Here is a 22644-nt window from a genome sequence, read left to right on the forward strand (position 1 = left end):
CATCGAAGGTTGAATCTTGTACCCGGTGGAGACGGTGAGCGTGCCGGAAAAGTTTCAAAGACCGGTCGACCTGGCGCGGGCGCACGGGCTGTCGACGCAGGCGATCCGTAACTATGAGGCCGCCGGGATCCTGCCTGACGCGGAGCGGACGGACAGCGGGTACCGCAGGTACACGGCGCTGCACGCGGCGGCGTTGGACGCGTTCGTGGCGCTGGTGCCGGGGCACGGGCATCAGGCGGCGACGGAGATCCTGCGGGCGGTGCACCGGGGTGCGGTCGACGACGCGTTGCGGATCGTCGACGAGGGGCACGCGCAGCTGCTGGAGGACCGGCGGACGGTGCAGGCGGTCGAGGCGGCGCTGCAGGATCTGCGGCCGGTGCCGCAGGGGCGCGGTGACACGTTCGTGGGGCCGTTGTCGCGGCGGCTCGGGGTGCGGCCGGCGACGTTGCGCAAGTGGGAGCGGGCCGGTGTCGTGCAGCCGGGCCGGGACCCGAGGACGGGGTTTCGCGTGTACAGCGCCGCGGATGTGCGGGACGCGCTGCTGGCGCACCAGCTGCGGCGGGGCGGGTACCTGTTGCGGCAGGTCGCGCCGGTGATCGCGCAGGTACGGTCGGCGGGGAGTGTCGAGGCGCTGGAGGCGATGCTCGGTGACTGGCGGGCACGGCTGACGGGCCGGAGCCGGGCGATGCTGGCGGGTGCGGCGGCGTTGGACGCGTACCTGCGGCTCAGGGAGCGGTAACAGGGCCGTGGCGGTGCATGGGCAGGTCCGCGCTGATCGTGGTGCCCTGCCCGGGGACGCTGGTGACGTCGAGGTGCCCGCCGGCGGCGGCGACGCGGTCGGCGATGCCGCGCAGGCCGGTGCCGCGGCGGGGGTCGGCGCCGCCGGGGCCGTCGTCGGTGACCGTCACGGTGAGGCGGCCGGCGGCGGCGTGCAGGGTGACGGTGGCGTGGGCGTCGGGTGCGTGGCGGGTGATGTTCTGCAGGGCCTCGGCGACGACGAAGAACGCGGCGGTCTCGGTCGCGGGGTCTGGGCGGTCCGGCAGGTCACCGGTGAGGGTGACGCGGACCGGGACGGTGAGCAGCAGGGTCTGCACGGCGGTGGCGAGGCCGCGTTCGGCGAGGAGGGCGGGGCGCAGCCCGCGGCCAGGTCGCGCAGCTCGGTGAGTGACTGCCGCAGCTGGTCGGTGGCGTCGTCGAGCAGCGCGGCGGCGGGGCTGGTGTCCTCGACGGCGTCACGGGCGGACCGCAGGGCCATGCCGAGGCCGATGAGGCGCTGCTGGGCGCCGTCGTGCAGGTCGCGTTCCAGGCGGCGGCGTTCCTCGTCGCCGGCGCGGACGAGCCGTTCGCGGGAGCCGTCGACCTCGGCGAGCTGGGCGCGGACCTGCGCGGCGAGGCGGACGTTGTCGAGGGTGAGGCGGGCCGCGGCGACGGCGGCGTCGAACAGGGCGGGGTCCTCGGTGCGGGTCGTGGGGTGGTGCAGGAGCAGGACACCGCCGCCGATGTCGGTGCGGGTGAGGCCGGGCGCGGCGGGCACGGTGACCGGCCGGCCCGCAGGGTCGACGAAGCGGGCGTCGTCGCCGGTGGACAGTGGGATGGCGATCTGGACGTCGCTGTCGCCGAGCAGCTGGGCGAGGCCTGGTCGCAGGTCGTCGACGGGCGCTGAGCGGAGCCGGACGAGGAGCGCGGCGACGTCGGCGCGGGCGAGCCGGGACGCGAGCAGCCCGACGATCATGGCGAGGGGCACCGTGTAGATGGTGAGGTGGTCGGCCCAGTAGAGCCATCCGGTCGGGGCCTTCCAGGTGTCGAGCAGGACCCCGGTCATGAACACGACGACGGGGGCGGCGGCGGCCCACAGCACGGGCGCACTGGCGCGGCGGCGGGAGGCGGACATCCGGCGGTACCGGCGGAACAGCAGCACGAGCAGCCAGACCGCGCCGGTGAGTGCGGCCACGAACTGCGCGGCCCAGAAGGCCCGCGACGCGGTGGCGGACTCGTGCAGCAGCAGCGGGTTCGCGGGGCATCCGGCGCGCCGGCAGGTGACGGCGTCGATCCCGGCGGACGGGGTGACGGCGGCGTAGCCGAGCCAGAGCAGCGGGATCGCGGCGACGGCCCGCAGGTAGCGGCGCTCCCCCACCGTTTCGGGGCGGCCGTCGGGGTACGTGAGCAGCGCGTAGGCGTACACGACGCGGCTGATGACCCCGCTGAGGTAGGACCAGACGAGCAGCGCGCCGCTGGCGTGCAGGCCGAGGCCGGCGCTGAGGCTGACCAGGGTCCACACGACCAGGAGCGGTCCGGTGGCGCTGTCGGGCCGGCGGGCCCATGCGACGAGCCCCCCGACGGCGACGACGGTGCGGCCGGCGGTGATGACGGTGAGGCTGGTGACGGTGACGGGCCGGTTGTCGGCACCGTACAGGTCGAGGTGGAAGGTCACGGGTTGGGCGGCGGCGAGGGCGATGGTGGCGGCGGCGCCGGTGATCCAGGCGGCCCGCGCCGACGGGGCGAGCCGGCTCAGCATGTCTGAACTATCGCATCGGACGGGTGATGCGATCCTGGCTCGGTGAGCCTTCGCGTGGTCGTGGCGGACGACAACCTCATCATCCGGGCGGGGCTGACCCAGCTGCTGGCGGTGGGCGCGGACGTCGTCGGCGAGGCGGAGCACGCGGAGGCGTTGTTCCGGCTGGTCGCCGCGGAGCGGCCGGACGTGGCGGTGGTCGACATCCGGATGCGGCCGTCGCACACCGACGAGGGGATCCGGGCGGCGGTGCGGATCCGGCGGGAGTACCCGGGGACGGCGGTGCTGGTGCTGTCGCAGTACGTGGAGGTGGCGTACGCGATGGAGCTCCTCGACGACGGGCGCACCCACGTCGGGTATCTGCTGAAGGACCGGGTGCTTGACCGGTCGGCGTTGCGGGACGCGGTGCGGCGGGTCCACGACGGGGAGGTCGTCGTGGACGGCAGCCTGGTCGAGGCGATGCTGCGCAGACCGGCGGTGCCGGCGGCGTTGCGGGTGCTGTCGGAGCGGGAGCGGGACGTGCTGGCGCTGATGGCGGAGGGGCTGACCGACCGGGGCATCGCGCAGCGGCTGACGTTGTCGCCGAAGACGGTCGGCACCCACATCCAGCGGATCTTCGACCGGCTCGCGATCGAGGACAGTCCGCAGGACAATCGACGGGTGCGAGCGGTGTTGTCGTATTTGCGGGCGCGGTAATGCGGGACGGGCTGGAGCCGCTGCTGGACGGGCAGCTGGCGTACTACCGGGCGCGGGCGCCGGAGTACGACGAGGTGTACGGGCAGCGGTCGTTCAGCGCACTGACCGGGGTGCTGGACGAGTTGCCGGTCGGTGGTGACGTCCTGGAGCTGGCGTGCGGGACCGGGCAGTGGACCGTGCGGCTCGCCGGGCGGGCGGCGCGGTTGACGGCGGTCGACGGGGCGCCGGAGATGCTCGACATCGCGCGGCGGCGGCTGCGCGATGAGGGCCTCACCGCGACGTTCGAGCAGGCGGACCTGTTCCGGTGGCGGCCGTCGCGTCGGTACGACACGGTGTTCTTCGCGTTTTGGCTGTCGCACGTGCCGCCGCAGCGGTTCGCCGGGTTCTGGTCGGCGGTCGCCGACGCGGTCCGGCCTGGCGGGCGGGTCGTGTTCGTCGACACCGGCACCGCGGAGCGGGTGACGGAGCGGGTGGCGCCCGGCGGCAGGGACACGGTGCTGCGCCGGCTGCGGGACGGCAGCGAGCACGAGGTCGTGAAACTCTTCCATGACGCCGCCGGGCTCGCTGCCGACCTGTCGAAACTGGGGTGGACTGCACAGGTGGACCCCACCGGCGAAGGGTTCATCCGGGGGGTTGCTACGCTCACGGGCAGGTCGGCAACGGACTAGGCGTCCGGAGCTGGCGCCGGTTCGGTGAGCGTGCTGGAGTCCGACCCAACACGCTCCCACCGCGTTTCTTTCCCGCGTTTTCCCCGGCTAGTGCGGTGTCCACGAACGTTGGCCGGGGTTTTCTGTCGTACCCCCGTGCTTGAGTGTTCGTATGCCTCGCCGTCGTGATCCTGCTGCTGCTCGGGTGGTGCACCGCACCTGCCGGGTCGGGTTGCGGACCACCCGTGGCCAGCGGGAGCGGTGCTACGGGCTGCTGCGCTCTGCCGGCGACGTGTGGGCGTGTGTGCTGGAGGTCAACCACTGGCGGTGGCGGCATGACGCGCCGCCGATGGTGTCGTATCAGGCGCTGTGCCGGGAGCTGCCCACGGCCGGGCCGGGCGTCTTCGGCGACCTGGACACGACCGGCGCCAGGTCGGTGCTGCGCCGGTACTCCGACGCGTGGTTCACAGCGGCGAAACGCCGTCGAGCCGGTGACCTGACCGCACGGTTCCCGCGCCGGCGGCGTGGGCTGCTGCCGGTCCGCTACTACCACGGCACGTTCACCCTGGACGAGCGGCGCCTGCGGCTGCCGGTCACGCGTGGGCGCGCGCCGTTGTGGCTGCGCCTGGACCGGGCGGTGCCGTACCCGCCGGACCAGGTCCGGTCGGTGACCCTGCTGGCCGACGGTGGCCGGTTGTGGATCGAGGTCACCGCCGAAGTCCCCGTCACCGTGTATCCAGCAGGCACAGGTCCGGACCCGACCCGGGTCGCCGGCGTCGACCTCGGCGTCATCCACCCCTACGCGGTCGCCGGACCCGACGGGCACGGGCTGCTGGTCTCCGGGCGAGCCGTCCGGGCAGAGCATCGCATGCACCTCGCCGACACGAAACAGCGGCGCCGAGCGACCGCCGCCCGGGCACCGAAACCCGGCGAGCGTGGATCGCGGCGGTGGCGCAAGACCCGCCGCCGCGCCCGCCTCGTCGAGGGCCGGCACCAGCGCCGCGTCCGGCAGGCGCAGCACGAGGCGGCGAAGACCGTGATCGGCTGGGCGGTGCAGCAGCAGATCGGGACCCTGACCGTCGGCGACCCCCGCGGCGTGCTCAACCTCCCCGCGGGGCGCCGGCACCACCTGCGGCTACGCCAGTGGCAGATCGGCCGCACCATCGCAGTGCTGCGGGACAAGGCCGAACTCGCCGGTATCACCGTCCACCTCGTCGACGAACGCGGCACCTCCTCGACCTGCCCCGGCTGCCGCAAGAAGATCACCAAACCAGCCGGTCGGACCATGACCTGCCGGCACTGCAACCTCTCCGGGCACCGCGACCTGTTCGCGGCCGCCACCATCGCCACCCGCGCCCCCAGGCACACCGGGGTTGCTGCAGGCGGCGGCACCAGCACCCCGACAGCAGCAGTCGTGCTGCCGCAGGTGCTCACGCACCGTCGAGCAGGACGACACCTCCCCGGTGCCGGACTGTCCCGGCGTGACCCACGCCGACCCCCACCACGCCATCACGTCACCACCGCACCAGACAGCGGCACGACGGCAGGCACGGCGGAGGCGGCGACACAGGTCCGTTGGCCGGCTGAGGCCCGCCCCACCAACACAGTGGGGAGTCGCTCGACGCAGCAACGCGGCGAGGAACCACAACACCACCAACCCGGTGAACGTTCGTGGTCACAGCACTAGATCCCGACCACCGCGAGCAGCGATTCGGGCAGCACGCCCGGGTGCAGCACGCCGAGCCGCTGGGTGGCGCGGGTCAGCGCCACGTACAGGTCGTTGGCGCCGCGCGGGGACTCCTCCACGATCCGGTCGGGGTCGACGACGATGACGCCGTCGAACTCCAGACCTTTCGCCTGTTTGACGGTGAGGACGACGACCTTCGCGGCGAGCTCGGGTTCGTCGCCGACCGCGGCGTCGGGGAGGACCTTCAGCACCGCCGGCACCAGGTCCGCGAACGTGCCCGCGGGGAGGATGATGCCGAGCCGGCCGTCGCCGGCCTCGACCGCTTCCGTGGTCGCGGCCTCGGCGAGGGCGTCGGGCAGGCGGGCGGGTGCGACACCGCGGACCCACGGGTCGACGCCGGCCTCCCGGACCGACCTGGGTGGCTCCAGGTCCGGGTCGATGCCGGCGAGGACACCCGCGGCGACCGCCATGATCTCCGTCGGGGTGCGGTAGTTGACGGTGAGCTCCCGCAGCCGCCACCGGCCCGGCACGTACGGGTCCAGGGCCGACGCCCACGACGCGGCGCCGCCGAGGTCGCCGGTCTGGGCGACGTCACCGACGACCGTCATCGACCGGGACGGGCAGCGGCGCATCAGCAGCCGCCACGCCATCGGCGACAGCTCCTGCGCCTCGTCGACGATCACGTGCCCGAACGCCCACTTGCGGTCCGCGGCGGCGCGTTCGGCGGGGGTGAGCGCGGAGCCCTCGTCCTGCCGGTCGGCGAGCCGGTCGGCCTCGAGCAGGTCGGTGACGGACAGCAGCTCCGGGTCGTCCTCGTCCTCGACGTCGATGGACCGGGACCCGAACGCGATCTCCAGGGCGCCCTCGGCGTAGGCGATCTGCCGTTTGCGTTGCCGTTCGGCGATGATCTCGCGGATCGTCTCGTCCTCGCCGAGCAGTTCCGCGGCCTCGTCGAGCAGCGGCACGTCCGCGGGGGTCCATGCCGCTCTGGCGCTGCGCCGTAGCTCGAGCGGCGCGCCGGCGGCGGTTAACCGGATTTCTGATGCGAACAATCCGGCAACCAGTTGCTGCGGGGTGAGGATCGGCCACAGCCAGTCGAGGGCGCCGAGGACCTCAGCCTCGCCGCGCAGCTCCCGGCGGATCTCGGCGAGGTCGGCCTCGTCGAGGATCTGCGGGTCGCCGGGGGCGTCGTCGCCGCCGAGGGGGTCGTCGGCGTACGGGTCGATGCCGATGGTGTCGGCGACCAGCAGCGACAACGCGTGGATGATCTCGGTGTCGAATACGGGCCGGGCCAGGTTGTGCAGCTTGCCGGAGCGGCGCGCCCGTTCGCGGGCGTCGGCGATGACCTCCGGGTCGAGCATGACCGGCGCGCCGTCGAGGATGTCGAGGCGGATCGCGATCGGCTCGTCCGGGACCCGCTGCCGGTCCTGTACCGCGGCGGCGAGCACGTCGACCATCTCGGCGCGGCCCTTGATCTCCGTGATCGTCGCCGGCTCGTCGGCGTGCGCGACGACGCCGGGGAACAGGTCGCCCATCGTGCCGAGCAGCACGCCGGTCTCGGCGAGCGACGGCAGGACCTGGCTGATGTACCGCAGGAACGTCGGGTTCGGTCCGACGATCAGCACGACCCGCGACGACAGCATCTGCCGGTGCGTGTACAGCAGGTACGCGGCGCGGTGCAGCGCCACGGCGGTCTTGCCGGTGCCGGGGCCGCCCTGCACGACCAGGACCCCGTTGAGGTCCCCGCGGATGACGTGGTCCTGTTCCGCCTGGATCGTCTCGACGATGTCTTTCATCCGGCCGGTACGGGACGCGTTCAGCGCCGACAGCAGCGCCGCCTCCCCCGCCACGCCGTCGTGTGCGCCGCGGCCGGTGTGGTGCGCCTCGTCGAGGTCGAGGACCTCGTCGTCGACGCCGGTGACGGTGCGCTGCTCGGTGCGGATGTGGCGGCGCCGCCTGACCCCTTCGGGTGCGGCGGCGGTGGCCAGGTAGAACGGTCGTGACGCCGGTGCCCGCCAGTCGATGAGCAGCGGCTCGTAGTCGTTGTCCTCGTCGAAGATGCCGATCCGGCCGATGTAGCGGACCTCGGTGTTCTTCGCGGCGCCGCCGTCAGGACCGCCGCCGGCGCTGCCGGGGCTGCCTGCCTTGCCGGCCTTGTCGCTGCCGGCCTGGCCGCGGTCGGTGGCGTCGCTGCGGTCGAAGTCGAGGCGGCCGAAGCACAGGCCGTTCTCCACGGCGGTGTACTGGGCGAGGCGGTCGGTGTACAGCGCGGTCGCCGAGTCGCGGTGCGAGCGGTCCGCCGGCGTGCCGCCGGTCTGCAGCAGCGCCCGTTGCAGCTGCGTGGACGCTTCCTCCCGCAGCGTGTCGAGGTGCCCGTACAGCATCGTGAGATGCGCTTGCTCAATCGCGAGCTCGGATGCGTCGGATGCGTTTGACAACCCGTCTCCAGTCGACTAACATTTCCATCAGTCAGGCGCCCGAGGGCGCCTTTTTTGTTGCCCGAACGCTCTACTGTAGCGCCTGCGTTCCAGTGGCGCCTGCCCGCGCCGGCTTGTCGTGCGTACCGCCACCCTGGCCAAGTCTGACCAGATCTGGCCGGCTCCGACCGACTCCGCTGCGCTACCGTTTCGGCGGGCTGCCGCCGCCGCGCCGGTTACTGATTACCGTATTGCCGGCAATCGCCGCACCGGCGCACCGGCCACTGAGCTGCGGGGCGACAAGCCGCGGCTCGTCGCCCCACTCTCCTGCCCCCACCCCAGGTTTGCCGACGTACCAGTTGCAGCAATCCGGTAACCAGCAAGCCGGCAGGTCCATACCGCTCAGCCGGATGAACCGCCGGGTGCTTGGTGGCGCTTGGCGCCTGATGGTCAGCGCGACAGGCGACGGTACTGCCTGATCGACAGCGGCACGAACACGGCGGTCAGCACCGCGGGCCACAGCAGCGCGGGCCAGGTGTCGCCGCCGCCGGGGTTGCCGAAGAGGGCGCGGGTCGCGTCCGCGGTCGCGGACAGCGGGTTCCAGTGTGACAGCGCGCCGAGCCAGTCCGGCATGTCCTGCGGTGAGGCGAGCGCGCTGGACAGGAACGCGACCGGCCACACCAGGATCTGCACCGCGACGAGCAGTTGCGGGTTGCCGCTGAGCAGCCCCAGGTACACGCCGACCCACAGGACCGCGAACCGCAGCCACAGCAGCAGCCCGACCGCGGCCAGCGCCCCGGCGAACCCGTCGTGCCAGCGCCAGCCGACGGCGAGCCCACAGCCGAGCATGACCAGCAGACCGAGCGCCGAGGTGAGCAGGTCCGCGAGCGCCCGGCCGGTGACCTGCGCCGACGCGGCCATCGGCAGGGACCGGAACCGGTCGGTGACGCCGCGGCCGGTGTCGGTCGCGATCGCCGCGAACGTCGACTCGACCCCGAACAGCATCGTCATCGCGAACATGCCGGGCAGCAGGTACTCGCGGTAGTCGCCGCCGCCGGCGACGCTCATCCCGCCGCCGAGGACGAACCCGAACATCAGTACCAGCAATACGGGAAACAGCAGCATGACCACGATCTGCGCGGGCTGCCGGGCGAGGTGCGCCAGTTCCCGCTGGGTCATCACCCAGCCGTCGTGCAGCGCCCACTTCATGCGGTCACCAGTTTCAGGAAGGCCTCGTCGAGGGTGGGGCGGCGCAGGGTGATGTCCTCGACGCCGGGGATGCCGGCGGCGAGCGCGAGGGCGGCGACCCGGTCGTGGACCGGCACGCTGACCCGCTGCCCGTCAACGGTGACCGGGCCGAGGACGCCGAGCCGGTCCGCGGCGGGTGCGGGGTCCCCCGCGGTGACGACCTCGAGCCGGTCGGCGCCCTTCAGTGAGGCGGGGGTGCCGTCGGCGATCACCCGGCCGTGGTCGATGACGCAGATCCGGTCGGCGAGCTGGTCCGCCTCGTCCAGGTACTGAGTGGTGAGCAGCACGGTCGTGCCGCCGGCGACGAGCCGCCGGACCGCGGCCCACACCTCGGCGCGGCCCTGCGGGTCGAGGCCGGTGGTCGGCTCGTCCAGGAACAGCACCTTCGGGGTGAGGATCATCCCGGCGGCGAGGTCGAGCCGGCGCCGCATCCCGCCGGAGAACTGCGCCGCGGGCTTGCCGCCGGTGTCGGCGAGCCCGAACTGTTCCAGCAGCTCGTCCGCGCGCCGTTTCGCCACGGTACTGCCGAGGTGGCTGAGCCGGCCGAACATGACCAGGTTCTGCCGGGCGCCGAGCAGCTCGTCGACGGCGGCGTGCTGCCCGACGAGCCCGATCGCGGCCCGCACCCGCTCGGGGTGTTTCGCGACGTCGTGCCCGGCGACGGCGGCGGTCCCCGCGTCGAGGCGGACCAGGGTGGCGAGGATTCGGACGAGGGTGGTCTTGCCGGCACCGTTCGGGCCGAGGAGCCCGTGGACGGTCCCTGCCTCGACGGTCAGGTCGAGGCCGTCGAGGGCCGCCTTCCCGCCGTAGTGTTTGCGAACGTCTCGCGCGTCAATCACGTTATACAGTGTATAGAGTTTGGGTGGAAGTTGCGACTCGACGTTTCCGCGTGCGCCGCCGCGCTCGGCCTCACGTACATCGGACCGTGCCCCGGCGGCGAGGTCGGCGCCGGCTACGTCCTGCTGCCCGACGGCCGCCGCGCCGTCCTGACCAGTGGCAACGCCGCGTCCGCCCCGCTGGTCACGATCGCCCGCGCCGCCGGCGTCCCGGCACCCCGCTACGAGCGCGTCACCGACGTCGCCGGGGTCACGGTCGTCGTCCAGGAGCTCCTGCCCGGCCTGCCCCCGGCGATCACCGACCGCGCCGTCGTCGACGCGATGCTGGCGGTGAGCGCCCGCTGCACCGGCCTCCTGCGGAATTCCGGATTGCCGCCGCGGCAGCTGTACCTGCACAGCGACGGCCCCGGGTTCTGCCACCACGGTTCGCTGGCCGGACACTCCGCCCGCTCCGCCGAGCTCCTCGCCAGGATCGAGGCCAACCCCATGGAGGTGCTGCCCGGCGACGACCTCGTCCACTTCGACTTCCACCCGGGCAACCTCCTGGTGTCCCCGAACGCCACCACCGGCCCGGCCGGAACGTCCCTGTCGCCCGCCGGCACGGCCGCCGCCATTGATTCCACTGCCGCCGCGGGCAACGACACCGCCATCGGCGCGAGCGACGCCGCCGTGACGGTGACCGGCGTGGTCGACTGGGACGGCGCCGGCCGCGGCAACCGCGCGTTCGACCTGGTCACACTCCTGTTCGTGCTGTCCCGCCACGCCCCGCACCTGACGGCGCCGATCCGCGACGCGGCGGTCGCGCTCGCGCCCACGGACGTCCTCGCCGCCTGCTGGGCGCACATGTCACTCCGCCAGGTCGACTGGTCGATCCGCCACCACACCGCCGCCGAGGTCGACGCCTGGCTCACCGTCGCCGAAACCGCCCCCTGGCCCCGCCGCTGAGAGCAACCGCCCGCCTCCTGAGTCCGCCATCGAACCTGAGCCTGCTACCGAGCTGGAGCCGCTGCCGGTCAGAGCCGCCGCCGGCCACAGACCTGCCGACCAGCTGCCACGACGCGCTCCGCATTCCTGGGGACGCTCCGATGGCGCGACCTGCACCCCCCACCCGGACCCCGTCCGGACGATCGGCGGGCGGGCACCTTGGGGTCGCGCTCCCTACTCTCGGGGGCGCTCTCGACGTTCAGGGGCGAGCCGGCACCGACGGCGCGGGACCGCTGAACGCCGGCGCGTCCGCAGCGTCCGCGGGACCGGCCTCCACCGCCGCCGGACCGGCCGCCGTTGCCTCCGGCCGGGGTGCGGGCGAGCGCAGCACGAAGGCGGCCACGCCGATCGACACGAGCAGCAGCACCGCCCCGACGGTGAACGCGAGCCGGTAACCGGCCGTCAGTGCGGCGGCCTCCGACGCCCCCGCCGCGAGCCGCCCGGCCGTCCGGGACGCCGCCGCCGTCGACAGCGCGGCGACGCCGAGGGCCATCCCGAGCTGCTGCGTCGTGTTGAACAGCCCGGACGCCAGGCCCGCGTCGTCGGGGCGGGCCCCCGACATGCCCAGGCCCGTGATTGCCGGCAATGCCAATCCGCCACCCGCGATCAGCAGCATCACCGGCAGCAGGTCCGGCACGAACCGGGCGTCGACCGGCAGCCGCGTCAGCCACCCCAGTGCGAGCACCAGCAGGCTCAGACCGGCGATCAACGCGCCCCGCTCACCGATGCGCCCGATCACCCGCGCCGACACGATCAGCGACACCACGGCGATCGACAGCGCCGCGGGCAGCATCGCCAGGCCGGTCTGCAGGGCGCTGTAGTGCAGGACGCGCTGCATGTACAGGGCGACCAGGATCTGGAAGGAGAACATCGCGCCGATCATCAGGATCTGCAGGATGTTGGCGCCGGCGACCTGGCGGTTGCGCAGCACCCGCAGTGGCATCAGCGGGGTGCGGGCGGTGGCCTGCCGGGCGACGAACCCGGCGAGCAGCAGCACCGCCGCGGCCGCGGTCACCCAGCGCCAGGCGGGCTGGACGACCGCCGCGATGCCGGCCATCAGCCCGGCGGTGACCAGGAACGCGCCGAGGACGTCCGCGCCGGCGCGCAGGCCGAGTCCGCGGTCGGCGGGGACGAACCGCATGCCGGCGAGCGCGGCGACGCCGATCGGCACGTTGATCAGGAAGATCCAGTGCCAGCTCAGCAGGTCGGTGAGGACGCCGCCGAGGACCTGGCCGATGGAGGCGCCCGCCGCGCCGGTGAACGCGAACACCCCGAACGCCTTCGCGCGTTCGGCCGGCGCCGGGTACAGCGTGACGACGATGCCGAGGCTGACGGCGCTGGCCATCGCGCTCCCGGCGCCCTGCAGGAACCGGGCCGCGACGAGCATCCCCGGACCGGTGGCGAGCCCGGCGAGGCCGGACGCGGCGACGAAGACGACCGTGCCCGCGATGAGCATGCGGCGTCGGCCGAGCAGGTCGCCGAGGCGTCCGGACAGCAGCAGCAGGCTGCCGAACGCGATCAGGTACGCGTTGACGATCCAGGTCAGCCCGGACGGGGTGAAGCCGAGGTCGGTCTGCATGACGGGCATCGCGACGGTGACGATGCTGCCGTCCAGGATCGTCATGAGCATGCCGGTGGCGAGGACGGCGAGCGCCGCCCCACGGTTGGTGTCCATGGCACGACCGTAGCAGATCGTCCGCTACAGAACTATATGCAAGAGACCTACTGTCGTGCTCGTCGCACTCCCGGCGCCTCCGACGGCGTCGCGAAGTGCCCCTGGGTGAGTCGCGTCAGGGCACTGACCAGCACGTCACGCTCGTCCGCCGGCAGCGAGTCCAGGGCCGCCGCGTGCACGCCGTCGGCGATCTTCTGGCTCCGCGCCGCGATCTCCGCCCCGGCGGGCGTCACCGCGATGATCCGGGCCCGCCGGTCGGTGCTGGACTGCCGGCGCTCCGCGTACCCGGCCTTCTCCAGCGCGTCGACGGTCACGACCATCGTCGTCTTGTCCATGCCGCCGATCTCGGCGAGCTGGATCTGGGTCCGCTCCACGCCGAGCGCGTGCACGAGGACGCAGTGCATCCGCGGCGTCAGCCCGATCCCCCCGAGCGCCGCCGCCATCTGCGTGCGCAGCACGTGACTGGTGTGGTCCAGCAGAAACGACAGGTCGGGCTCGACCCGGGACGGAGCAGTCATACGTTCGAGCGTACCAACGCGACTGCCGGCGGATGATCTGTCAGTAAACCGTCTGCGACCCTCCGGGTCCTGGTCCGGTGGTCGTACAGTGCGCGGGTGATTGCTGTGCGGTACCGCCTCGGCATCGACTTCGGCACGTCCAACACCGTCGCCGTCATCCACGAGACCGACGGCCGCAGCCGGCCCGTGCTGTTCGACGGCTTCCCGCTGCTGCCGTCGTGCGTGTGCCTGGCGCTGGACGGTCAGGGGCTGCTCGTCGGGCGGGAGGCGATGCACGCCGCCCGCGTGCATCCGGAGCGTTACGAGCCGCACCCCAAACGCCGCATCGACGACGGCACCGTCCTGCTCGGCGACACCGAACACCAGGTCGCGACCCTCATCGCCGCGACCCTCGCCCGGGTCCGGGCCGAGACGGTCCGCACCATGGGCGACGGACCCGGCACCGTCGTGATCACCTACCCGGCCGCGTGGGGCCCGCGCCGGCGCTCCGTGCTGCTCGACGCCGCCCGCCTCGCCGGCCTCGGCACGCCACAGCTCGTGCCGGAGCCGGTCGCCGCGGCCGCGTTCTTCGTCGCCGCGACCGACGCCGCGGTTCCCGTCGGCAGCCGCGTCGTCGTCTACGACTTCGGCGCCGGCACGTTCGACGCGTCCGTCGTCACCCGCACTGCCACCGGCTGGGACGTCATCGCCAGCGAGGGCCTCGACGACGCCGGCGGCCTCGACATCGACACCGCGATCGTCGGATACCTCAGCACCGTGCACTCCACCGCCCACCCCGACGAGATGCGCCGCCTCACCAGCCCGCAGACGGTCGCCGACCGCCGCGCCAACCGCAACCTGTGGGAGGACGTCCGCACCGCGAAGGAGATCCTGTCGCGGTCCGCGTCGACATACATCCACGTTCCGCTCGTCGAGCAGGACGCACCCCTGGGACGCGAACAGCTGGAACGCCTCGCCCGGCCGGTCGTCGACCGTACCGTCGCGCTCACCCGCACCGTCCTCACCTCCGCCGAACCGGCCCGTCCCCTCGCCGGCCTGTTCCTCGTCGGCGGTTCCAGCCGCATGCCCCTCGTCGCGACACTGCTCCACCAGGCCACCGGCATCGCTCCGACGGTCCTGGAGCAGCCGGAGCTCGTCGTCGCCGAAGGCAGCGCCCGGCCACTCGCCACGACCGGAGCCCAACCCGCAAGCGACGCGGCAGATGTACGCCAATCCGCCGCCGACCCGCTCTGGCCCCAAGCCGCTCCGTCACGCGTCCCCGCCACGGGACCGGAGGCCGCCGCGGACGGCTCGATCCGCGGCGTCGCCTCCGTCCGCGCACCCCGAGCCCAGCCGTCGGTGCCGCACCAGCCACCGACGCCCGTGTCCGGCGCCGCCGCCGGCGCGGTGTACGGCACACCGGCGGCCGCAGCTCCCGCAGCGCGGTCGCCCCAGGGCTCGGCTCCGCCACCACCGGCCTCCGCGCGGCCCGGGACGCCGCCGGCCGGTGCGCCCGCCGCCGAGACCCCGATGTTCTCGATCCCACCGGTGTCCGGCCGCCCTGCCGCGGCCGCGCCGCCGCCCGGCTCCGGCCTCCCCGTGTCCGGCCTTCCGGGCGCCGGGAGGCCGGAGCCGTCACCACCCGAGCAGGCCTGGCCCGACAACGGCCCCGTCTGGCCCGTCTCACCCGCCGCGTCCGGATCCGCCGCCCCGACGAGCCCAGCCGCCCACACCCCGCCCGCCCCAGCGAGCCCCGCAGGCAATTACCCGGCAATCAGCAATCCGGTAATCAGTAATCCGGCGGGGTCTGCGAACTCTGCCGCCCGCCGAGGTGCGGCGAACCCGGTGAGCCCGGTGAGCCCGGCCGGCGAACGCGAGCTGGCGCTCGCCGCGTTCGGCGCCGGCGCGCCGCCCTCCGCCACCATACAGCCGGCACAGACGACGCAGTCCCCGGCCGCGGCGACGGCTCCCGCGCCCGGCGCGGTGCGCACGGCACTCGTCACCGCCGGGCTGTTGCTGGGCGCGCTGCTGCTGTTCGGCTTCCTCGGCCGGAAGGCGTCCAACCACGAATGGCACCTGCCGTTCGAGTTCTCCGACTGGCGCTGGTGGATCGGCGAGGCCCGCATCTACCTGTTCCCGGGGTTCGTACTGTGGCTGGCGTACCTGTTCGCGGCGCCGGCCAGCCGCCCCGTCGTCCGCACCGTCGCCTACGGCCTGCTGCTTATCCCGGCGATGATCATCATGGCGGAGGTCGGGGTCGTCGTCGGCTGGGCGGGCGGCACCACCGGCATGTTCGTGCTGCTCATCGCCGCCCTGCTCGCCACGGTCGCGCTGCTCGCCGCCCGCCGGAAGCTGGACGGCACGGAGGTGAAGCCGGTGTTCGGTCGCACCGACGCCGGCGGCCTCATCGTCGGCGTGACCGTCGCGATCCTCGCCGCCGCCCCCGAGTACCGGTACCTCATCGAGCTGTTCGAGTCCGGCGACGTCGGCCTCGTCGACGCGCTGAAGATCAACGAGGTGCCGATGTTGCATTGGTTCGTGTTCGGCCCGTCGGTGACGCTCGCGTTCGCCGGCCTGGCCGCGGCGATCGGCCGGCTCGTCGCCCTGACCATGCCCGCCGTCACCCGCTGGCTCCCCCGCATCGCGGCGGTCGTCCTCGTCCTGGGTGCCCTCGTCGCCGTCTCCCGGATCACCACCGGCCTGTACGACTGAGCCACCACACGACCACCTCGCACCCCGCAGCGCTGACGGTGGCCGCTGCTTCGGCCACACCGACCGGTCTGGCGATGCCGAGCGCCTTGCGCACCGCGCCGGGGTACGGAGTCGCCGGCGAGACGGACTGCCCGGTCAGATCGCGTGGCGGGCGCGGTACAGGAAGCGGTACAGCCACCGGTACTGCCACAGCCCGCGCCGGCCGAGCAGGGCCAGGACGGTGCCGATCAGGACGGCCCAGCCGCCGAGTGTGGCAACGGCGCCGACGGGTCCGCCGGTGACCGGGAGCGTCGCCGCGGCGTGGTGGACGGTGACCGGGGTCGACAGGTAGCGCAGGGTGTTGTCGGCGGCCAACCCGGCGGCGACGAACGTGTGCCCGCCACGGTGCAGGCCGGTCGGCACGACGACCAGCAGCGTGAACGTCCCGGCGGCGTCGGCGTACGCGGTGCCGAGCGGTTGCGGGGTCGAGTACACGACGACCTCGACCGCGGCGCCAGGCTTGAAGCCGCCGCCGCTGATCGTGACCGCCTCACCGGTAGCCGGATTGTCGTTACCAACAATCCGGCCCGCGGTGGCATGGGTCGGTGGTGCGGCGGCCGGGACGATCACGGGCGCAGGTTCCTGCAGGACGGCGAGCGTCGCGGTCACGTCCGGCGCGGGCGCGAACCGCCGGTCGCCGCGCTGGTGAGCGACGAGCACGCACCCGCCGACGGCGAGCGGTGTCACCGTCGCGCCGTCCACCGAACACGTGTCGGGACTTCCGCTGCTGAACGCGACAGGCAGCCCCGACGAGGCGACCGCGACCAGGCCGACCGGCCCGTCGGACACCGCGACCGGCGACGGCGCCGCGAACGTGATGGCCTGCCGCACGGCCGTGATCCGCACGGTCCGCGTGACCCGCCGGGCAGGCGCCCACTCGGCGTTACCGGCCTGCACGGCGTGCAGCGTGCACTCGCCGGCGGCGAGCGGCGTGACCACGGTGCCGGCCAGAGCACCCCCCATGGCGCCGGCGACGTCGCCCCGTGCGTTGTCCGCCCTGGCGCCGTCCGCGGCATCCCGCACGTTGCCCGTCACGGCGCCATCCGTGGTGAGACCTGGTGCGCTGCCAGGTGCGCTGCCCGTCACGGCGCCATCCGTGGTGAGACCTGGTGCGCTGCCACGTGTGCTGCCTGGTGCGGCGCCATCCGTGGTGTCGTCTGGCGCGTTGCCGGGTGTGCTGCCGGGTGCGCTGCCCGCCGCGGCGCCATCCGTGGTGTCGTCTGATGCATTGTCAGGTGTGCTGCCGGGTGCGCTGCCAGGTGCGGTGTTCCGGACGGAGCCGGCGACGGTGCAGACGTCCGGGGTGCTGCTGGACACCGAGACCGGCAGGTATGACGTTGCGGACGGCGCCACTGTCAGCGGGCCGTCGAGCACGGACCGGGTGTCAGGCTGCGGGAACGTGATGCTCTGCGCGCCACGGGCGACGGTGAACGTGTGGGTCACCGGCGGGGCGACGGCATGGGTGGCGTCGCCGCGCTGGGTTGCCGTCACCGTGCATCTGCCCGGGGTGCGGAGCGTGACGGCGGTGCCGGCGATGGTGCACACCTTTGGCGTATTGCTGGAAATGGTGACCGGCAATCGGGACGTCGCGGTCGCGGACACGTGGACGGTTTCGTCGGTGAGGGGTGTGGTGGGCGGGGCGGGGAACGTGATCGTCTGCGCGTCGTCGGTGACCGTGAAGGTGGCGTCGACGGCGGGTGCCGGGTCCCAGCGGCCGTCGCCGGGTTGGGTGGCTCGCACCGCGCACGCGCCGGGGACGCGAAGGGTCGCCACGGCGCCGGCGACGGTGCAGACGGCAGGGGTCGACGCGGTGTAGGTGACGGGCAGCCCGGACGATGCGGTCGCCCGCAGCGTGACGGTCGCACCGGCCGCGGTCGTGGGTGGCGGCGGGAATGTGATCGTCTGGGTGCCCTTGACGACGGGGAAACTGATCTCGACGGCCGCTGCGGCCGACCAGTCCCCGGTGGCACCCCGGGTGGCGCGCAGCACGCAGGTGCCGACGGTGTGCAGCGTGACGATCGTCCCGGCGGCAGCGCCGCCTGCGGAAGTGCCGCCGGTAGAGGTCCCGGTGGAAGAGTTCCCCGCGGAGGTGCCGCCGCTGGAAGAACCGCTGGTGGAAGTCCCGGCGGCAGCAGGTGCGTCGGCGGCAGTGCCGGGAGCGGATGAGCCACCGACGGACGCATCTCCAGACGAAGAGCCGGCGGAGGGGGAAGGTCCTGGGGAAGAGGCACCGGCGACGGTGCACACGGCCAGGTTCGCGCTGGTGACGGTGACCGGCAGCCCCGACGACGCCGACGGTGTGACCGTCACCGTGCCGGCAGGCAGTGGCGCCGGGCCCGGCGTGGGGAACTCGATCGTCTGAACGCCCCGGCCGACGGTGAACTGCCGCTCGACCCGGGGTGCGGGCGCGTACCTGCCGTTGCCGGGCTGCGCAGCCCGCAGCACACAGGTGCCGGCGCCGACCAGCGTCACCCGGCGGGCCGACACGGTGCACACCGTGCGGTCGCGGCTGGTGACGGTCACCGTGAGCCCGGACGTCGCGGTGGCGTCGATGTGGACGGTGCCGGTCGTCATCGCCGTGTCGGCGGGGCGGGAAAACCGGATTGTCTGCGCCAGTTTTCCGATAATGAACGAGTCGTCGGCGCGGGGCGCTGGGGCGTACTCGTCGTTGCCGGGCTGGGTGGCGCGCACGGTGCAGGTGCCGCCGGCGACAAGGGTGACGGTGCCGCCCTTGACCTTGCACGTGCGGGGCGTCGCGGTCCGGTAGATGACGGCGAGCCCCGACGACGCCGTCGCCGACACGCGGACCGTCCCGGCGGTGACCGAGACGTCCGGGGTCGGGGTCCACGTGATCTTCTGGGCGCGGCCGAGGACGGCGAAGGACGAGCTCGACGGTTCCGCGGCGGCAAAGGAGGCGTTGCCGGCCTGGGTGGCGCGGATCGTGCAGCGGCCCTGCCGGTGCAGGGTGACGACGTCGCCGTCGGCGGTGCACACATCGCCGCTGGTGCCGGTGTAGGAGACGGGCAGCCCGGACGAGGCGACCGCCGCGACGGAGACGGTGCCGGTGGTCAGCGGTGTGTCGGCTGTGTCCGTCCAGGTGATGTGCTGCTGCGCGAGCTCAGCGGCGGCCGCCGAACCCGGCACCGCGAGGGTCCCGCCGATCGCGGCCAGTACCGACGCCGCCAACGCCGACAGAGTCCGTGCCGGGCCTCGTCGCAGCAGCACCCCGAACGCCGCCATCGCGGTCTCCCCCGTCCGTCCCCCGGTTGGAGGGCGACGACAGGCCCGCCGCCCCGCAACCGAAGACCGTAACGCAGAGTGATCACGCGACTACGTAGAATCGAGAGGACTGCTCCTAGACGAACTGCGTGCCCTCCTCCGCCTTGCGCAGCAGCAGCGCCGGCGGTTCGAAGCGGGCGCCGTAGCGGGCGGCGAGCTCGCGGCTGCGGGCGACGAACCCGGGCAGCCCGCCCGAATACTGGTTGATGTATTGCAGGACGCCGCCGGTCCAGCCGGGGAACCCGATGCCGAGGATCGAGCCGACGTTGGCGTCCGCGACGCTGGTGAGCACGCCCTCGTCGAGGCACTTCACCGACTCGAGCGCCTCGGCGAACAGCATCCGCTCCTGCATGTCGATGAACGGCATCTCAGCGGAGGCGGACGCGAAGTGCTCGCGCAGGCCCGGCCACAACCGGTCGCGCTTGCCGTCGACGTACTCGTAGAAGCCCGCCCCGCCGGAGCGCCCCGGCCGGCCGAACTCGTCGATCATCCGGTCGATGAGCGCGTCGGCGGGCGTCGGGGTCCACGCGTCGCCGTACGCGAGCCGGATCTTCCGCGGCAGCGTCAGGGTCAGCTCGTCCATCAGCGCGAGCACCGCCGCCGGGTAGCCGGCCTGCAGGCTCGCCTGCTCGATCGACGGCGCCGCCACGCCCTCCGCGAGCATGAGCAGCCCTTCACCGGTGAACGTGCCGATGACCCGGCTGGTGAAGAACCCGCGGCTGTCGTTGACGACGATCGGCGTCTTCTTCAACTGCCGGACGACACCCAGCGCCCGGTCGACGGCGGCAGCCGACGTGCCGGCGCCGCGGATGACCTCGACGAGCGGCATCTTGTCCACGGGCGAGAAGAAATGCAGCCCGACGAAGTCCTCCCGCCGCGTCACCCCCTCCGCGAGCGCGGAGATCGGCAGCGTCGACGTGTTGGAGCACAGCAACGCGTCCGGCGCCACGACGTCCTGGACCTCCGCGAACACCTTGTGCTTCAGCGCCGGATCCTCGAACACCGCCTCGATCACCAGATCACACCCGGCCAGGTCAGCCGGGTCCGCCGTCGGCGTGATCCGGCCGAGGATCTCCTCAGCCGGCAGGAACGGCTTCTTCGCCAGGACCCGGACCGAGTACTCCTTGCCGCGGGCGGCGGCCTCGACGGTGACGTCCTTCAGCAGCACCTGCATGCCGGCCTTCGCGCACACGTACGCGATCGCCGCGCCCATCATCCCCGCACCGAGCACGGCGACCTTGCCGAACGGCGCCGAGGAGGCGCCGCGGGAGTTCGCCTGCTGCATGTCGAAGAAGAACGCCTTGATCATGTTCTTGGCGATCTGCCCGGTGGCGAGCTCCGTGAAGTACCGGCCCTCGATGGCGAACGCGGTGTCGAGGTCGACCTGGGCGCCTTCGACGGCGGCGGCGAGGATGTTGCGCGGCGCCGGGTAGGGGGCGCCCTTGAGCTCCTTGCGCAGCGTCGCCGGGAACGCGGGCAGGTTCGCCGCGAACGACGCCTGCGCCGGGGTGCCACCGGGGATGCGGTAGCCCTTCACGTCGTACGGCTGGACCGCGCCGGGGTTCGCGACGATCCACGCCTTGGCCCGGGAGAGCAGCTCGTCGCGGGGCGCGACCTCGTGCACCAGGCCGTGTTCGAGGGCGGCGGAAGGCCGGTGCCGCTGCCCGCGGAGCAGGACGGTGAGCAGCGCCTGCGCGATGCCGAGCAGCCGCACGGTGCGCACGACCCCGCCGGCGCCGGGCAGCAGCCCGAGCGTCACCTCGGGGAAGCCGATCTCGATGCGGGCGTCGTCGGCGACGATGCGGTGGTGGCAGGCGAGCGCGATTTCCAGGCCGCCGCCGAGCGCGGAGCCGTTGATCGCGGCGACGACCGGCCGGCCGAGCGTCTCGAGGCGGCGCAGGAGACCCTTGAGGTGCATGGAGGAGGCGTACACGTCGGCGGCCTGGTCGGGGCCGAGGCTGCCGAGGCGTTGCAGGTCGCCGCCGGCGAAGAACGTCTTCTTCGCCGACGTGATGACGACGCCGGTGATGGCGTCCTTCTCGGCGGTCAGCCGGTCGACGGTCGTGCCGAGGTCGGCGGCGAACGCGTCGTTCATCGTGTTGGCGGAGTGCGCCGGGTCGTCGAGGGTGAGGACCACGACGCCGTCGTCCCCACGGTCCCAGCGGATCGTGTCGGTCATGTGCTGCGCGCCCTTCAGATTCGCTCGACGATGGTGGCGATGCCCATGCCGCCGCCGATGCACAGCGTGGCCAGGCCGTACCGCAGGCTGCGGCGTTCGAGCTCGTCGACGAGCGTGCCGAGCAGCATGCCGCCGGTCGCGCCGAGCGGGTGACCCATCGCGATGGCGCCACCGTTGACGTTGACCTTCTCCAGGTCGAAGTCCATGTCCTTGGCGAAGCGCAGTACAACCGCTGCGAACGCCTCGTTCATCTCCACGAGGTCGATGTCGGCGGCGGTCAGGCCCGCCTTCGCGAGGGCCTTGCGGGTCGCGGGCGCGGGACCGGTGAGCATGATGGTCGGGTCGGCGCCGCTGACCGCGGCGGCGACGATCCTCGCCCGCGGGGTGAGGCCGGCCCGCGCCCCGGCGGCCTCGCTGCCGACCATGACGAGCGACGCGCCGTCGACGATGCCGGAGGAGTTGCCGGCGGTGTGCACGTGCTCGATCCGCTCGACCCAGTGGTACCGCTGCAACGCCACCGCGTCGAAGCCGCCCATCTCACCGATCATCGCGAACGACGCCGGCAGCTGCCCGAGTCCTTCGAGGGTGGAGGCGCGCAGGTGCTCGTCCCGGTCGAGGACGACGAGGCCGTTGCGGTCCCGGACGGGCACGACGGACCGGTTGAAGTACCCGCCGGCCCACGCCTTCGCCGCGCGGGTCTGCGACTCCAGGGCGTACGCGTCGACGTCCTCGCGGCTGAAGCCCTCGATCGTGGCGATCAGGTCGGCGCCGATGCCCTGCGGCACGAACCGCGTCTCGTAGTTCGTCTCCGGGTCCATCGCCCAGGCGCCGCCGTCGGAGCCCATCGGCACCCGCGACATCGACTCGACGCCGCCGGCGAGGACGAGGTCCTCCCAGCCGGAGCGGACCTTCTGCGCGGCGACGTTCACGGCTTCCAGCCCCGACGCGCAGAACCGGTTCAGCTGGACGCCGGCGACGGTGTCCGGCAGGCCGGCGGCGATCGCGGCGGTCTTGGCGATGTCGGACCCCTGGTCCGCGATCGGGGAGACGACGCCGAGGACGACGTCGTCGATGTCGGCCGGGTCGAGCCCGGGATACCGGCGGCGCAGCTCGTCGATCAGCCCGACGACCAGCGACACGGGCTTCACCCCGTGCAGCGAGCCGTTCTGTTTGCCACGCCCGCGCGGGGTGCGGACAGCGTCGTAAACGAAAGCCTCAGTGCTCACCTACCCGAGA

The 22644-nt window shown here is 73.1% G+C and carries 16 protein-coding genes; 6 read left to right on the forward strand and 10 right to left on the reverse strand.

From position 1 onward, the window contains the following. The first annotated feature begins 16 nt into the window (after window positions 1–16). The gene (locus tag ACQEVZ_RS42230; RefSeq protein WP_433378256.1) at window positions 17–739 is read left to right on the forward strand and encodes a TioE family transcriptional regulator; all 723 of its coding nucleotides are present in this window, start codon (window positions 17–19) and stop codon (window positions 737–739) included. Here ACQEVZ_RS42230 and ACQEVZ_RS42235 read toward each other — a convergent pair. Both ACQEVZ_RS42235 and ACQEVZ_RS42240 read right to left on the reverse strand, forming a co-directional pair. Beyond that, a complete protein-coding gene (locus ACQEVZ_RS42235) occupies window positions 726–983 on the reverse strand; it encodes a sensor histidine kinase (protein WP_433386036.1) in 258 nt (85 codons plus the stop codon). The genes ACQEVZ_RS42230 and ACQEVZ_RS42235 overlap by 14 nt on opposite strands. Continuing rightward, window positions 905–2515 (reverse strand): histidine kinase, encoded by a 1611-nt coding sequence (locus ACQEVZ_RS42240; RefSeq protein WP_433378259.1) that lies wholly within the window; start codon window positions 2513–2515, stop codon window positions 905–907. The genes ACQEVZ_RS42235 and ACQEVZ_RS42240 overlap by 79 nt, the downstream gene beginning before the upstream one ends. 42 nt (window positions 2516–2557) lie before the next feature. On the opposite strand from ACQEVZ_RS42240, the gene ACQEVZ_RS42245 reads away from it, so the two are divergent. From ACQEVZ_RS42245 to ACQEVZ_RS42255, 3 genes are all read left to right on the forward strand, one after another. Next, a complete protein-coding gene (locus ACQEVZ_RS42245; RefSeq protein ID WP_433378262.1) occupies window positions 2558–3208 on the forward strand; it encodes a response regulator transcription factor in 651 nt (216 codons plus the stop codon). After that, on the forward strand, window positions 3208–3876 hold the full coding sequence (locus ACQEVZ_RS42250; protein ID WP_433378264.1) for a class I SAM-dependent methyltransferase: 669 nt from the start codon (window positions 3208–3210) through the stop codon (window positions 3874–3876). The genes ACQEVZ_RS42245 and ACQEVZ_RS42250 overlap by 1 nt, the downstream gene beginning before the upstream one ends. 151 nt (window positions 3877–4027) lie before the next feature. Next, the gene (locus ACQEVZ_RS42255; protein ID WP_433378267.1) at window positions 4028–5542 is read left to right on the forward strand and encodes an RNA-guided endonuclease InsQ/TnpB family protein; all 1515 of its coding nucleotides are present in this window, start codon (window positions 4028–4030) and stop codon (window positions 5540–5542) included. On the opposite strand, the gene ACQEVZ_RS42260 is transcribed toward ACQEVZ_RS42255, so the two are convergent. The 3 genes from ACQEVZ_RS42260 to ACQEVZ_RS42270 form a co-directional block, all read right to left on the reverse strand. Continuing rightward, the gene (locus ACQEVZ_RS42260; RefSeq protein ID WP_433378270.1) at window positions 5539–7926 is read right to left on the reverse strand and encodes a HelD family protein; all 2388 of its coding nucleotides are present in this window, start codon (window positions 7924–7926) and stop codon (window positions 5539–5541) included. The two genes, ACQEVZ_RS42255 and ACQEVZ_RS42260, sit on opposite strands and share 4 nt — an antisense overlap. A 483-nt stretch (window positions 7927–8409) precedes the next feature. Next, on the reverse strand, window positions 8410–9168 hold the full coding sequence (locus tag ACQEVZ_RS42265) for an ABC transporter permease (RefSeq protein ID WP_433378273.1): 759 nt from the start codon (window positions 9166–9168) through the stop codon (window positions 8410–8412). Beyond that, on the reverse strand, window positions 9165–10055 hold the full coding sequence (locus ACQEVZ_RS42270) for an ATP-binding cassette domain-containing protein (RefSeq protein ID WP_433386039.1): 891 nt from the start codon (window positions 10053–10055) through the stop codon (window positions 9165–9167). Before ACQEVZ_RS42270 ends, ACQEVZ_RS42265 begins: the two co-directional genes overlap by 4 nt. A 21-nt stretch (window positions 10056–10076) precedes the next feature. Between ACQEVZ_RS42270 and ACQEVZ_RS42275 the strand changes: the two genes are divergently transcribed. Then, window positions 10077–10988 (forward strand): hypothetical protein, encoded by a 912-nt coding sequence (locus ACQEVZ_RS42275; RefSeq protein WP_433386236.1) that lies wholly within the window; start codon window positions 10077–10079, stop codon window positions 10986–10988. 238 nt (window positions 10989–11226) lie between these two features. Here ACQEVZ_RS42275 and ACQEVZ_RS42280 read toward each other — a convergent pair whose 3' ends face one another. Beyond that, window positions 11227–12702, reverse strand: coding sequence for an MFS transporter (locus tag ACQEVZ_RS42280; protein ID WP_433378276.1), 1476 nt, complete (start codon window positions 12700–12702; stop codon window positions 11227–11229). Window positions 12703–12749: 47 nt separating this feature from the next. Next, window positions 12750–13220 carry a MarR family winged helix-turn-helix transcriptional regulator gene (locus ACQEVZ_RS42285; protein WP_433378279.1) on the reverse strand — a complete coding sequence of 157 codons (471 nt, stop codon included), beginning with the start codon at window positions 13218–13220 and terminating at the stop codon, window positions 12750–12752. Between the two features lie 96 nt (window positions 13221–13316). Between ACQEVZ_RS42285 and ACQEVZ_RS42290 the strand changes: the two genes are divergently transcribed. Then, entirely contained in the window at window positions 13317–15911 is a 2595-nt protein-coding gene (locus tag ACQEVZ_RS42290; RefSeq protein ID WP_433378282.1) for an Hsp70 family protein, read from the forward strand. A gap of 135 nt (window positions 15912–16046) precedes the next feature. Here the strand turns inward: ACQEVZ_RS42290 and ACQEVZ_RS42295 are convergent, their stop codons facing one another. The 3 genes from ACQEVZ_RS42295 to ACQEVZ_RS42305 all read right to left on the reverse strand — a co-directional run bounded on the left by ACQEVZ_RS42295 (window position 16047) and on the right by ACQEVZ_RS42305 (window position 22634). Next, window positions 16047–19190, reverse strand: a complete 3144-nt coding sequence (locus ACQEVZ_RS42295; RefSeq protein WP_433378285.1) for a hypothetical protein — start codon at window positions 19188–19190, stop codon at window positions 16047–16049. Between the two features lie 115 nt (window positions 19191–19305). Further along, window positions 19306–21408 carry a 3-hydroxyacyl-CoA dehydrogenase NAD-binding domain-containing protein gene (locus ACQEVZ_RS42300; protein WP_433378288.1) on the reverse strand — a complete coding sequence of 701 codons (2103 nt, stop codon included), beginning with the start codon at window positions 21406–21408 and terminating at the stop codon, window positions 19306–19308. 14 nt (window positions 21409–21422) lie between these two features. Beyond that, on the reverse strand, window positions 21423–22634 hold the full coding sequence (locus ACQEVZ_RS42305) for an acetyl-CoA C-acetyltransferase (RefSeq protein ID WP_344504879.1): 1212 nt from the start codon (window positions 22632–22634) through the stop codon (window positions 21423–21425). Between the last annotated feature and the right edge of the window lie 10 nt (window positions 22635–22644).

The organism is Dactylosporangium sp. CA-152071, from assembly GCF_050936335.1.
Classification (GTDB): domain Bacteria; phylum Actinomycetota; class Actinomycetes; order Mycobacteriales; family Micromonosporaceae; genus Dactylosporangium; species Dactylosporangium maewongense.